The 14,531-nt window shown below is 54.9% G+C and carries 9 protein-coding genes; 8 read left to right on the top strand and 1 reads right to left on the bottom strand.

Features of this window, described 5'->3' with window-relative positions; genetic code table 11:
• Position 1 precedes the first annotated feature (1 nt).
• The 4 genes from CGZ80_RS04365 (at position 2) to CGZ80_RS04350 (ending at position 6,187) form a co-directional block, all read left to right on the top strand.
• Entirely contained in the window at positions 2–2,845 is a 2,844-nt protein-coding gene (locus tag CGZ80_RS04365) for an AsmA-like C-terminal region-containing protein (RefSeq protein WP_094411738.1), read from the top strand.
• Positions 2,846–2,931: 86 nt separating this feature from the next.
• Entirely contained in the window at positions 2,932–3,969 is a 1,038-nt protein-coding gene (locus CGZ80_RS04360; RefSeq protein WP_094411736.1) for a polysaccharide biosynthesis/export family protein, read from the top strand.
• 67 nt (positions 3,970–4,036) lie between these two features.
• Complete coding sequence (locus tag CGZ80_RS04355; protein ID WP_094411734.1) at positions 4,037–5,560, top strand: SDR family oxidoreductase; 1,524 nt, start codon at positions 4,037–4,039, stop codon at positions 5,558–5,560.
• A gap of 144 nt (positions 5,561–5,704) precedes the next feature.
• The gene (locus CGZ80_RS04350; protein ID WP_094411731.1) at positions 5,705–6,187 is read left to right on the top strand and encodes a pyridoxamine 5'-phosphate oxidase family protein; all 483 of its coding nucleotides are present in this window, start codon (positions 5,705–5,707) and stop codon (positions 6,185–6,187) included.
• 196 nt (positions 6,188–6,383) lie between these two features.
• Here CGZ80_RS04350 and CGZ80_RS04345 read toward each other — a convergent pair whose 3' ends face one another.
• Positions 6,384–6,794 (bottom strand): response regulator, encoded by a 411-nt coding sequence (locus CGZ80_RS04345; protein WP_158222548.1) that lies wholly within the window; start codon positions 6,792–6,794, stop codon positions 6,384–6,386.
• A gap of 551 nt (positions 6,795–7,345) precedes the next feature.
• Between CGZ80_RS04345 and CGZ80_RS04335 the strand changes: the two genes are divergently transcribed.
• The 4 genes from CGZ80_RS04335 to CGZ80_RS04320 all read left to right on the top strand — a co-directional run bounded on the left by CGZ80_RS04335 (position 7,346) and on the right by CGZ80_RS04320 (position 14,312).
• A complete protein-coding gene (locus CGZ80_RS04335) occupies positions 7,346–7,510 on the top strand; it encodes a DUF1328 domain-containing protein (RefSeq protein WP_094411725.1) in 165 nt (54 codons plus the stop codon).
• A gap of 193 nt (positions 7,511–7,703) precedes the next feature.
• On the top strand, positions 7,704–9,398 hold the full coding sequence (locus CGZ80_RS04330; protein WP_094411723.1) for an ABC1 kinase family protein: 1,695 nt from the start codon (positions 7,704–7,706) through the stop codon (positions 9,396–9,398).
• Between the two features lie 7 nt (positions 9,399–9,405).
• Positions 9,406–10,599 (top strand): AI-2E family transporter, encoded by a 1,194-nt coding sequence (locus CGZ80_RS04325; RefSeq protein WP_094411721.1) that lies wholly within the window; start codon positions 9,406–9,408, stop codon positions 10,597–10,599.
• A gap of 191 nt (positions 10,600–10,790) precedes the next feature.
• The gene (locus tag CGZ80_RS04320; protein ID WP_094411719.1) at positions 10,791–14,312 is read left to right on the top strand and encodes a PAS domain S-box protein; all 3,522 of its coding nucleotides are present in this window, start codon (positions 10,791–10,793) and stop codon (positions 14,310–14,312) included.
• The last annotated feature ends 219 nt before the right edge of the window (positions 14,313–14,531 follow it).

Below are 14,531 nucleotides of genomic sequence, written 5' to 3'. Positions count from 1 at the left end.
CATGTGTAATTTTTTCCAAGTTCGCCTGACAATCTTGGCTGCCGCCCTACTTGCCACTGGGCTGCTCGGGTCCTCGAAGTCCTGTCTGGCACAAGCGCCGAACTATCGCTACTGGACAACCGACTGGTCGTTTGAGGACATCGAAGTCGGGAAGCTGGCGTCGCGATTGGAACGCTTGGGGATTGAAATCCCCGTCGCAGTCGACGGTAACGTCACTGTGAAGTTCGAAGTCTCAGTCCCACTGAATGCGCTTCGAACCGGCAAGGCATACAAAATTCACGGGACCGTTTCGGGGCAAAACGTGCGATCCGATCAATTGATCTTCGATTCGCTCCGTGCCGTGCTTGACTTTCGCGATGGGAAACTGACGCTGCAAGAGCTCGATGCCAAGCAAGGACAGGGAAAGATTGCCGGAAACGCTTCGATGGAACTCATCCCGCGGGGGAATTTCGCAGGCAACCTGACTCTATCGGAATTGAAAACCGATGCGGTGTTCGACCTGTTAGAGAAGTTCGGTGGCGATTGGGCGAAAGCGTGGTCGATCGCCACGATCGATGGCCAGGTGAACGTCAAAGGACGAGCAACAGACTTGAATGCCCCACTGAAATGGGACATCACCGGTAAGGTCGCGGCAAAGAACGTCCAGTACGGCCCCAAATTAAACTTCGATGTCAGCGTTCCAAGCATCCAAGTCAAACAACAACGAGTCGACATCGGCGGCGCTGTAGTCGAATCCAAAAGCACTCCGCCGTTCAAGGCCGAACTGGCCGGATCAATGGACTTGGCGAACGCCCCCAAAGTTGACCTGCGATTCACCGCGGACGACTTTCCGGCCGGGTCGTTTACCGAACTGATCGACGGCAAGATCGACCTTCAAGGCAAAGTACAGGGAACGATTTCCGGCAAGCCCAACGACAACCCGTTGCAGATCGATGCCGCAATTGCCTCTCCCAGGCTTCGCTTAGCTGGCCTCGACCTGGGACGCATCGAACATGACGTCGTCCTCGCACCCAATGAAGTTAGACTGACGCCGCGCGAGCCGATTGGCGATTCAGACGACAGCGTCGTCCTGAGATCTTTAAAAGCAGACTATGCCATTGACGACAACGCCTTTCGCCTGACCGCACTCGACGCCAAAGTCTTTGACGGTTCGGTCACCGGCGACGTGACCTTGTCGACCGACTCGTTCGGTAGCCATCAATTTGACATCGACTGGGAATCTCTCGCTCCGAAACTGTCCGTCCAACTTCCAATCGCGTCGCGTCCCACCGTGCTGGCCGCAACCACCTCAGGAAAAGTCAAATGGCAAGTACCTGCTGACAAGTTGGATCAACCGTTTGCGCATCGTGGAAACGCCATCGTCCAGATCAGCCAGCTATCGGCAGGCGGCGAACCGATTGGGCAGCTCATGGCGGAAGCCAGAATTGATGGCCAGCAATTAGAAGCCGCCGTCGATGGCGAAGTTCTTGGCGGACGCGTCGCAATCCATTCGACTTCCGCTGCTACACCTCAGGCGAGCTGGAGCGAGTTGCTCCAGCGTGTTGTGATTGACCAATTCACGGTCAAAGACCTTTCGATCGAACAAGCAAGCGTTTTGGGCGGCCAGCGCGCAGGACTTTACAGCGGCCAATTGGATCTTACTGCAAACGAACTGTCGCTTTCCGATTCGGGTCAACCGATCACCGCAGAGATTGTGCTAAAAGCTGTTCGCGTGGCGAACACAGAGTTGATCCCCAACCTCACCACGTTGGTCGCAATTCATCCAGACCGTCTCGCGATTGACTCCATTCAAGGTGTTTATGCGGGCGGACGCCTGGCCGGTCAGGGGACCTGGTCGACAGGTGCCGGGCGCAGGACATTGCAGCTTCGCCTCACACGCGCCGACGGAAGCCGAATGTTGTTGCCGATCAGTCCCGATGCGTCGACTTGGTTGGCAGGTACGGTCAGCGGTCAAGTTAGCGTGACGGGTCTGGGAAGTGGCCCCCTGGATAAACTTCGAATCACCGGGAACGCGATGGTCGATGATGCGTCCACATTCAATTTGCCGGTCGGTGACGCGCACAGCTCGCTCGTCGTTACCTTCGACTCGAAAAACCTCCGCTGGACCGCCGATTTCCCGAGTGTGAAATCGAAGCTGGCTGGCGGTTTGGTGTCGGGAAAGCTATCGCTGTCTTCTCCCGCGTCCAACCGTGGTTCCATCGATATGGACAGCCGCTGGCGAATCGCCCATGTCGATTTTGAACGATTGCTCAATACCTATGTCGGCACTGCGACCATCGGGCAAGGTGACGTGACCGGCGATTTGACACTCAGTGGTCGCCGCATCGTCGACGCAAGAAGTCTGCGTGGCGATTTTCAATTCCGTCTAGGTGGCACGGATGCTTCCGCCGTACCGGGCCTTTCAACTGCCGGCGTATTGCTGGGGGCGTCGTCACTTGTCGGAACACGATTTAGCGAAGGGATTGCAGTCGGCCGGATCGCCTCCGGAGCAATTCACCTCGACGAGGTCGCGATGTTATCGGATCGCGTCGCGGTTCGAGCCGACGGCCGCGTCGGGTTGTTGGACACGCGAATGGACATCGGCATGGTCTTGTCGACGGGGAACTTCCAAGGCCAAGACTTCTTGGTCAACTTGGTCGGCCTCTCCGATCTTTTGGTCGCGTCGCCAATCGGCCAAGTCAACCGAATCTTAAGCGACCGAACGTTTGTGTTCGACATCAGCGGTACCGCCAAGACCCCCATCGTCCGCTTGTTACCTGGCGAGTCATTCCGAGCCACCGCCAAACGATTCGCACTGCAGGAATTGATCACGATCTCAACAGCGAACAGTTTGTTTTCGAACTGATCAAAAGCCCACCATCAACTGGTAAGCTGTAGTGACACGCTTGGTCGTTGCAAATATTCGTCGGGCATCGACCGATCATTCCTAGCATGTACAAGAAAATCCACCGAATCGGTCTGACGGCGTTGCTTCTCGTTCCGGTCCTTTGCTCGGCCGGATGCAGTGTACTCGGTTTTTCCGCGTACCCGATCGCTCATGTGATGACGCGGGATACGAAGGAAATTCTTGACAAGACCACGCGGCACCCGAACGTTCCGCGTGAGTTAGCGAAGCAGGTTCGCCCGACACACCACTTGGCCCCTGGCGATGAATTGTTGGTCGAAGTCCTTGAAACAGAGGACCTGACGATCCAACTGCCTGCCGACCAGCGAGTGATGGCGGACGGCACGATTGATCTCGGCCGATACGGTCGTGTGGTCGTTTCCAGCATGACGATTGAGCAAGCTGAATCGGCGGTTCAAACGGTGGTTAGCAACACCGAACAGAAATCGGTGCGTGTGAACGTTCGCTTGATCCAGCCGATCCATCGGTACTATGTCATCGGCGAGGTCAATTCCCCCGGGGCATACACCTTGACGGGACACGAAACGGTCTTGGACGCGATCATGGAAGCTGGCGGCCTGACCGCCCGGGCATCGGCATGCGATATTTTGCTTGCCCGACCGACCAGTCCGTGTTCCTGCCGAATCACCTTGCCGGTTTGTTATCGTGCGATCACGCAACTTGGTGACTCGACGACGAACTACCATCTCAAACCTGGCGATCGGATCTTCGTCGCGCGACAATCGTTCTGTGAAGAGATGTTGGCCTATGTCAAAGGCAGCCAGACCTGCGATCGCTGTTGCAGGAAGCAAGTGGCTTGTCGCGACCCGAGCTTGATCGAGTCGGATACGATGGACTTTATGATGCCCGGAATGATCGAGATTCCACCGGTCGACCCGCCGGCGTTTGACGCAGGTGTGTCAGCGACACTTGATCCCGTTCCTGCGAACGACGATACGACCAGTTCTCGCCGCCCGTTGCTGCAACCGTCGGCAGCCGAAGACTTGACTGCTCCGAAGAATTCGACACGTTCATTTGATGGCGAATTGCAGTTCGGTGATGTGATCGAAAGCGATCGTCAATAGGACGCTACGTTGTCCACGTAGCAGTTACACGCACTGATTGGAATTCGTCAACCGATTCCATGTTGTCATGGAAACACCACAACGAATCTTGGTTTGCGGAGCGACCGGCTATGTCGGCGGGCGTCTTGTCGCTCGCCTGTTGGAACAGGGATACGAAGTCACTTGCTTAGTGCGCAGCCCCGGCAAATTATCGAAATTTGCATGGCAGAATAGCCCCAAGCTTCGCGTGGTCGCTGGCGGAATCGATGACGCGACCAAAATGGACGAAGCGATTGGTGACTGCCAAGCGGCCTATTACCTAGTGCATTCAATGCAGTCCGCAGGTGGCGGCTATGCACAGCGGGATCGCGAGCTCGCAAAGTGTTTCTTGAAAGCCGCCGAGCGTTCGGGCTGCCAACGCATCATCTACTTGGGCGGACTCGGCGAGATGGGGCCGAACCTATCGAACCACTTGAACAGCCGACGCGAAGTGGCGGACATCTTACAAAGTGGTCGTGTGCTAGCGACCGTATTCCGAGCGGCAATGATTGTCGGATCAGGTTCGGCATCGTTCGAGACCTTGCGATACTTGGTCGAGCGACTGCCGGTCATGATTACCCCTCGCTGGGTCAAAACGGAAACACAGCCGATCGCCATTCGCGACGTGTTGCGTTACTTGGTGACTTGTTTACAAGTTCCCGAGACGTCTGGCCGAACGATTGACATCGGTGGCAAAGACATCATGACCTACGAAAATGTGATGCAGATCACGGCGTCAAAACTTGGCCTAGGACGTCGTACGATCGTGCCGGTCCCTGTCCTAACGCCAAAGCTGAGCAGCCTCTGGATCGGATTAGTCACACCCGTCAACAGCAGAATCGCGCGTCCGCTTGCCGAAGGTCTCCGCAATCGAACCGTTTGTCGCAACAAAGATGCGCTGCGTCTGATGCCCGGCGAATGCCTGGGGATTGAGGAAGCGATCGAAGCGGCTGTGGGACGTACCCGTGATGGCCTGATCGAGACCCGGTGGTCCACCGCCGGTGAGATGCCACACGACCCAGATTGGGCCGGCGGCGCGACAATGCAGGACAAACGTGAAATCCAAGTCAACGGTTCACTCGAAGCGACCTTTGCCGAAATCAAATCGATCGGTGGCCAGCATGGGTACTGGGGCGCCGGTCCGTTGTGGAGCTTGCGTGGCTGGATGGATCAACTGGTCGGTGGCCCAGGACTGCGCCGTGGGCGCCGACACCCTACCGAACTGCACTACGGCGAAGCCTTGGATTTTTGGCGTGTGACCAAATTGGATCTCAATCGGCAACTCAGACTCAGGGCCGAAATGTGGTTGCCCGGCGATGCAGAACTGGACTTTACGGTTCGCCCAATCACTTCCGATTCGACACAGGTCGAGATGACGGCCCGTTTTCGTCCGCGGGGACTAATGGGGTTGGCGTACTGGTATTCCGTTTATCCACTCCATGGCTTTGTCTTTCCCGTCATGCTTCGCGGTATCAAGCGAGCCGTGGAGAGTCGATCGGGCGGCGACCCCAATCGTGTCCCTGAGAGTGCCGCGCCGGCTTCTTCGAAGACGGACGCTCGCACAAAACCCTAAGGTTTTTGCCGCGGAGACCGTTTCGCGCGAATTGCCTGACTTTGTTTGGCACATTGCTTGCACCCTTTAGTCCCGTCAACCGACGGGTCTGCGGTAGAACATTTCGATCCGTCGCATCGTTCCCCGAACAAGAGGCACAGAGCAATGGATAAACATGAAAAACTAATCGGACTCATCGGCGACTTTCGCAACGCGATGCTGGTCACTCGGACGAGTTCCGGTGAATTGGATTCCCGACCGATGGCCATCGCCGAAGTCGATGATGACGGAACAATGTGGTTCGTAAGCGACCGCAATTCCGGAAAAATTGCCGACTTGATGCTTGATCAAGACGTCGCGGTGACCATGCAAAGCTCCGGCAAATTTGTTTCGCTCACCGGTAAATGCCAGGCCGTCGAAGATCGGCAAAAAATCGACGAGATCTGGAACGAAGCGTTCAAGGTCTGGTTCCCTGCGGGCAAGTCAGACCCATCAATTGTGTTGCTCCGCGTAGACCCGGTCCGTGGCGAATACTGGGACAATTCAGGCTTTCAAGGTGTCAAGTATTTGCTCAAAGCCGGAAAGGCGTACGTGCAGGGCGAACGCCCCACGCCCGACGACTCGCTCAACGCGGCCGTGACGTTGTAACTATCGGCCCGAGGGTACTTAACAAGTCGCTCGGCGGCAGACGATTGGCGCAGCCAATGCCGCGTTCTGCCGCGACGTGCCGGTCGTCACCACCTTCGAATTGGTGGCGACTGGCGTTTCAAACCCACGCCCGCCCTAACAAACTATTTCACTCACTCTGCTTCGCACGTCGCTGGGGGCGAGATTTATTTGTGACCTAGAACGGCGGCAGCTTGATGGAAGTGGAGTCGGCCGCACCGGAAACCGCTTCCTGAATTTTCACCAGCGTTTCTTTCAACCGCCCCACCTCAAGCGGCTTCGGCAAACAGAACGTTAGTGGATCAGCGGCAATCGGATCTCGGAGTTGCGCCGGATCGGTTGAGCTGTGGATGATCACCGGACGGTCTCGAATCTCGTCCCGCCCGCTCTTTCGAATCCTCTGCGCCAGCTGCAAGCCGTCTAGCGCAGGCATCTCAAGGTCTGTGAGCACGATATCGAAAGGCTGTCGCGATACCATGAGGTACCATGCTTCCTCGCCATCAGCGGCAAGCGAGACATCGTATTTGAGCGCGGAGAAGACGCGATACAAAAGCAACCGGCTTGCCGGCAAATCATCAACAACCAGCACACGTGCTGGCCGTTGATCTTCCGGGCAATGCTTGTTGACTCTGTTTCGACTCATCGAATCTCCGCTCATTTGTGGGAATTCGACTGCACGCATATCGCATGCCATTAAGCGAAGGGCAGTACATGTTTGGGAATCTCCGCCCTCATTGCCGACCCAACATTTCCGCTGTGACTTGGCTCGATGCGTTTGAGCTCCTGTTTTGCTGCCTGATCGCTCCAATTGCCCAATGAAGTCTCACCGGCTGTTCGGTTTACCATCAAATCCAAATGGCCCGCTCGCGAGCCAACTGAGTCGGATTGCAAAGACTGGTTCAACAACGATCGGCGTTCCTCAACCTTCCCGAGCAGCCTGGTCGCAGATCGACCATTGACAACGCATCGAGGCGGCAAATCGTGGCATCTTGGATTCAATCTGAAAAATGGTCTGCTCATTGGCCCGGGGTTTGCGAAAGGGGATCTCCCGTTCGGCCGAAAGGCCATCCTCTCCCGGCTTTAAAACGTTGTGAACACCACAGTTGGGCCAGGAGCTCTCCAACCCCTTTGAGGAATACCATGCTTTACTGGGCCGCTGTCTTTTTCGTCGTCGCTCTGATCGCCGCTGTTTTTGGATTTGGTGGGCTTGCTGCTGGTGCAGCTGGGATCGCGAAGATCTTGTTCTTCGTCTTCTTGGTCTTGTTCATCGTCAGCCTGATCATGGGACGTCGCCCTGCCGTCTAAGCACGGCACGATCAACGCACCGTCTGCACACTGGCGAGTCGTCACGTTCTTTCTCATTGCTGGCCATCAGGCACAGCATTTGAGAGAGTTCAAACATGCGGCTCGCGGCGTGCGAACGTTGCTTTACTTAAATGACTAACTAACTCAGTCGCCGTCGAATCTCGCCGGCTGGATCGCCACCAAGCAAACGACGATGATTCACCTTCTGACGCAAAACGGACGACAATACGCTGCGCTCACATCATTGCTTTTCAAACACGGGTTTGCGGATGTGGCTCGGCACCTTGGATTGCGTCGACACGATGATCACGACGCGGACGCCTACCGGTCTGCGGAAGAGCTTGCCGAGGACATCGAAGGACTGGGGTGTGCCTATATTAAGCTGGCACAAATCATCAGCACACGCGATGACTTGGTTCCGCGTCAATACATCCGGGCACTCAGCCGTCTTCAAGACAATGTCAAACCGCTCACATGGGAAAAGATTGAATCAATCATTTCCAGCCGGTTTGACGCCAAACCAACTCAACTGTTCGCCAGTATCGATGAGCGCCCTTTAGCATCCGCGTCGCTTGGTCAAGTCCACCGGGCTAAATTAAGAGACGGTCGAGATGTTGTCGTGAAGGTTCGTCGTCCGGGCATCGAAAGCGAAGTCCAACAACAACTTCGCAGTTTGAAGCGAATTGCATCGCTGGTTGACCGTGAAACGAAGGTCGGCCGACAGTTTCGTTTCGGGATGCTGATCCAAGCGGTGGAATATGCGTTCGAATCAGAACTCGATTTCCGGCGTGAAGCAGATCACTTGATCACGTTGGGCGAAAACCTCGCCGACTATCCAACGCTCTGCATTCCGCGTCCCGTACCACAGCTAGTGGCCGAAGACGTATTGGTAATGGAGTACGTTTCTGGCGTTCCGATAAAAGATGCAAATGGGTCTGTACTGCTCGAACGCAATTGCGAACGCATCGCGAAAGACTTGGTCAACGCCTACCTGCAACAGATCCTGATTGATGGCGTTTTCCACGCAGACCCTCATCCGGGCAACCTCATTCTGTTGAACTCGCGAGCCGAGGAACGCTCAGAGGAACATTCGGCCACGCGACGGTGTTTGGAACGCGCCGATCTTGCCTTGATTGATGCGGGGATGGTTATCGAATTGCCTCCGATGATGCGCCGCAAACTGGCTGCACTTCTACTCGCGTTCGGAGAACAAGAAGGCGAGCGTGCGGCCGCGTTGGCTCAGGAAATCGGACACGCTGATGAAGAATTCGATGCCGAACGCTTCCGGGTCGAAGGCGCTCGGATTGTGGCGTCCTCCACTGGACGATTCGAATCAATGTCGGTCGGACACACGCTCGTTCGCTTCATGGCAGTTGCCGGTGAATGTGGACTGACCATGCCATTCGAGTTAATCCTGCTCAGCAAAGCGTTTTTGCAGTTGGAAACGACCCTTCACATGCTAAATCCCGACTTTGATATTCACCAAATGATCCGATCACGGACCGCAGCACTTTTGATGAGCCGTGCGAGGGAACAGACGAAACCGGGAAGGGTCGCTGCGGCGCTACTTGAATCAGCCGAACTGGCATCCAACCTGCCTGAACGGATCAACCGAATCACGAGACTGCTGAGCGAAAATCAATTGCGAATCAACGTCGACGCGATTGATGAAGCAACCTTGATTAGCGGCGTCCACAAAATCGCCAACCGAATCACTTCTGGACTGATCGTCGCCTCAATGATTATCGGTGCCTCGATCATCATGCAGTTGGAGTCCGAGTGGATGCTGTTTGGCTACCCCGCGTTGGCGACGCTGATGTTTCTGCTTTCGTTTTTGATTGGGTGTGTTCTGGTTTACCAAGCGACCTTTGCTGACAACAGGAAGTGATTAGAAGATGCCTGCCCAATCGCCCCACAACTCCACCGAACCAACTGATTCGGCAACGTCACTCTTGCAGCGGCAATTGAGTAGCAAAGCGAACATCGTTTGCGCGTGGATGCTCGTTCTGTACGCGCTGTATTTCGCGCGTTCATTGGTGATCCCGATATTGATTTCGGTGTTTGCCTATTTAACGCTGCGACCACTCGTGCGCCGCGGCCGACATCTCGGCATCCCTTCATCCGTAGCGTCAGGACTTATCCTCGGTGGCAGCTTAGTGTTAATCGTTGTCCCGAGCTACCTGGTGATGGAGCCAGCCCGTCAGACGTTGGTTCAGACCCCCGAGTATATCCAAAACGTCAAAAAACGACTGGGATTCGTCTTTGACAAGCTCGATGCGGTCAATCAGGCGACAACCGAATTCACCGCAGAAGCCGAACGCGAAGAGGCTGCCGAAAAACCCGTTCCGGTCGAAATCAAGCAGCCAAACTGGAATGCCAACCTGACGTTTATCAGTGGCACGGGCAATGTCGTCTCACTGGTAATTGTTTCGGCGGTACTGCTGTATTTCTTGTTGGCGTTTGGGGACGAACTGATCCGAAGCATGCTGCATTCGTTGCCAGACTTTAGGACAAAACGAAACTTTTTCGCGGCCATCGATGGGGTCCAGGATGGACTCAGCCTCTATTTAACACAGGTCACCGTCATCAACATCACACTGGGTCTGTGCGTCTCGGTCGCGATGTGGTTGCTCGGTATGCCGTCACCTTTGCTTTGGGGAGTCATGGCATGCGTGTTCAACTTCGTACCAGTTCTCGGCGCGTTTGCCGGTGCGACGATCTTGTTTGTCGTCGCGCTGTTGACCTTCGAGCCGTTCTACTACGCAATCGTGATCACTTCGACGTTCCTAACGCTAACCACGATTGAGGGGCAATTCATCACCCCGACGATTTTGGGACGATCGATGCAGATGAACCCAGTGTTGGTCTTTATCGCCACCGTCTTTTGGGGTTGGATGTGGGGGCTGGCAGGGGTCTTACTGTCCGTCCCAATCTTGATCGCGATTCGGATGGCGAGCGAGCACTACGAATGTTCCAAAGGCATCGCAGAGTTCTTGGGAGGAAAACGGCAGTCCGACGAAACTGCGAACAGTAAACAGACGCCCGATCCGGGCTTGGCCATCGGGCTGAAAGTGAACCCGGATTGTTAGGTGTCACACCGAACGAGAGTTCCCCTAGGTGGCCATCTCGTTCGACCTGCTTTAAAGTAAGTGTTATTGTTAGGCGTGCTTCGCCCAGTTCAGGGCCACTGCCATACGACCGAGCCTCTGTCAATCAACTGGATTGCTGGCTGACGAATCGTCGTTGGCATCCGTTTTCCCCGTGGTAAAAACAAAATTCGATGAAGCGTGATGGCGATAGCGGGGAGCTAATGCGGCAGACTTTGCTGCAACAGTTTGCCCCAGCGGCAGTCGTAATCACATCGTCGATGCAGATTGTCGATCACCACGGAAAGTTTGATGGGTTCACGAGTCAAACGATCGTTGGCCAACCGCTTTCCGACTCGCTTCGCCGCGATGTGCTCGCGATCTTGATGAAGCCGGTCGCGACAACACTCAAATCGGGAATCCAATCCGGTGCCAATGGCGCTTGGCATGATGGTCGTTCTCGTCGACATCTGCAGGTACTCGTGCAGCCGCTTGCAATCGATAACCCAGACGATGCGCGTTTCCTGATCACCTTCGAAGATGTCACTCAAGTCGATTCGCTTCGCCGGACGGTGGAAGACAAACGACGGCGTCTTGCCCTCGCAACGCAAGCGTCCAGTCTGGGTGTCTTCGAACTTGATCCAGAAACCGACCAACTGATTGCCAGCGAAGTCTTCTGCGCATTGTTCGGCAAACCGTCTGGGACGCTGAGCCGGGGTGAGCAACTGTTTGGGCAAATCCACGACAATGACGCGGCAGAGGTTCGAAAACGAATCACAACGGCATGCAATGACGGCACCGAATACAACGCAGAATTTCGTGTCCGCAGGGACCCGAAACGAGTTTCCTGGGTCGTCATGCGTGGGAAATGCATCCAAGATGCCGAAGGCAAGACAAGCCTAATCGGTGTCGCCTGGGATGCCACCGAACGAAGGCAGCTTGAGCGGTCCTTGGCCAGATCCAGGCGCGAAGTCGAAATTGCTTTGACCGCCGGCGGATTGGGAACGTGGAAGTGGGACGTCAACACTGACACGGTCACACTCTCTGATTCGCTTTACCAACTTCTCGGATACAAACGCGACGAATTTGACGACACGTTCAGCGCGTTCAAAGACTTCATTCATAGCGACGACATCGATAAGGTCGAACGCGAAATCCAAAAGACGTTTGTCGGACGCTGCGATGACTATCACATCGAATGCCGGATGCGTCATCAGACTGGCAAATGGCTTTGGATCTGCGGTGACGGTTCGGTCGAACGCGACGGCAACGGCAATCCGACGTTACTGATCGGTGCCATCATGGATATTACCGATCAAAAACGTACCGAACGTCGTCTCAAAGCGAAAAGCAGACAACTACGTTCGGTTACTGACGCGATGCCCGCATTGATCGCGTTGATTGATCAAGAGGAAAAAATTCAGTTCGCCAATGAAGCCTTCGCGGCCCAGTTCGACTATGAACCTGATCGAGCGATTGGTGTTTCGGTGTACGAACTCCTTGGTGAAGACGTCTATCGATCACTTCAGTCCCATTTGCTCCGCTCGCTTGCCGGTGAGCGATGCAAATTCGAACTGACACTTCCGAACGAGCTCGACCAAACGATCAAGGATGTGATCTTCATCCCCGAAGTCGACCCCGACGAAAATCAGATTGGCGTGTACGTATTGGCAACCGATGTCACCCATCGAAAGCGATACGAGCAACGGTTGAAAGAAAACCAAGTTTATTTGCTCCGTGAGACACAAAAGCTTGCTGAAGCACTCAAACAAATCCAATCTGCCGAAAGCAAGCTGCGTGTTCTGTTTGACCAAAGCTTCTTTTACACGTTCGTCATCGATTTGGACGGCCGCTTGGTCGACCTCAACGACGCCGCCACCATCCCCTTCGAAATCGAACGCGACAAAGAGATCGGAACTCCGTTCTGGAATTCGTCGTGGTGGTCGGGACAACCCGAATCGCAAGCCAAACTGCACCAACACTTTCAAGACGCTTTGGCGGGAAAGACGTACCGCGAAGTACTGCCGTTCAATGGTCCCAGGGGGGACCTACGCTACGCGGATTTCATTTACCAACCTGCCATCGGTGATGACGGTGAAGTCCAATTCGTTGTCGCCACCGGTCAAGACGTCACCGACTCCATTGTGCAACAGTCGGAGATTCGCAAGAGCGAACAACGCTTAAGGCTGGCGTTAAACGCCGCAAATTTGAAACTGTGGCAATGGAATGTCGGTGAGGACCGCTGGTTCTCCAGCGACACCAGTGGCGACTTCGGTGGAAAGCTCACCTCCCAACCGAGCAACTCGCTGGCCTCCTTTATCGAAAGCATCCATCCTGAAGACCGCGATCGCGTCGAAAAGAAACTCTGCGCTTGCCTGGAAGACCGCACCGCATTCCAAGAAGAATACCGAGTCGTACGGAACGATTCGATCCACTGGATCTTAGCGCTTGCACATGTCAGCATCGACGATGATGACTCACCGTTGCAACTGATCGGTGTGGAACTTGACATCACCGATCGAAAACAAACCGAGATCAAATTGGACGAAGCGCGTCGGCAGGCCGAAGAAGCCAACGTGTCAAAAAGCGCTTTCCTGGCCAATATGAGCCACGAGATCCGAACCCCAATGACAGCCATCTTGGGTTACACGGAACTGGCACAGGCTTCCACCGATGGTCGTGAACGTGATGAACACCTCAGCACGATCCGCCGCAATGGTTACTACCTTCTGGAAATCATCAACGACATCCTCGACCTATCCAAAATCGAAGCCGGTAAGATCGAAATCACTCGCCAACGTTTCGAACCGGCCAGCTTAGTCGCCGACGTGCAATCGATCATGAGCGTTCGCGCGGCGGAGAATCAACTGGACCTCAACGTCGCCTACGACGGCTTGATGCCCGAAGTGATTCGAACCGATCCCAAACGGCTTAAACAAATCCTGATCAACTTGATCGGCAACGCGATCAAATTCACCAAGCAGGGCGGCGTCACCGTGACCGTTCGCTACGTCGACGACGAAGACGGTTTCCTTCAATTCGAAGTTTCCGATACCGGGATCGGCATGACGCAAAAGCAACAACAACTGCTTTTCCAGCCGTTTACGCAAGGCGATGCTCGAATTAATCGTCAATTCGGTGGCACAGGGCTGGGACTGGCGATCAGTCAACGACTCGCCAATATTCTTGGTGGTGAGATTTCTTGCGAAAGCAAAATCGGCGAAGGCAGCACATTTGTGTTCCAGGTCAAAGCGCCGCCGCTACCAGGCGTTGCAATGGTCAGCCCCGTGAAAAATTCTATCCAAGAGCGAAGTGAGTACTCGATCGCCAACATTCGCCTGGATAAACACATCCTGGTGGTCGATGACCGCCCCGATATTCGGCTGCTGAGCAAACGGATCCTGACCAAGGCAGGTGCTACCGTCGTGGAGGCCGTCGACGGACTCGACGCGATCGATCGCTATGAAGAGGCATTGAAAGCGGACGAGATTATCGATTGCATCATCTTGGATATGCAAATGCCACGTCTTGATGGCTATAGAACGGCTTCGCGATTGCGGCGAATGGACTTTACCGGCCCCATCATCGCAGTTACCGCCGAAGCGATGGATGGAGACTCGAACCGCTGCATTGCCAGCGGTTGCGATGATTACCTCAGCAAGCCGATCGATGCGAACAAGCTACTTCGTTTGGTTGATGGCTTGTGCTGTGACTGAACGCAACTGAAGCACGTTCACTGACGACCGGACCTCTCGATTGAGTCCGAGTTGGTTGAAAATCAACCAATTTCGCGTCCGAGCTGCGTTTTGCGCAATTCTTTTGGTGACAAACAGGACGAATTCCGCTTCTGTCTACCCGCCGACGTTTTGGCCCGGCCTTTGCATTTAGCACACGTCATCGCCAATGGCGAGCGTCCAAGTCGAGCCGGTTTTCCC

This window comes from Rhodopirellula sp. MGV (genome assembly GCF_002251265.1).
Taxonomy (GTDB): domain Bacteria; phylum Planctomycetota; class Planctomycetia; order Pirellulales; family Pirellulaceae; genus Stieleria; species Stieleria baltica_A.
The sequence above is the reverse complement of the archived record's forward strand: the minus strand, read 5'-3'. Positions and strand labels throughout refer to the sequence as shown.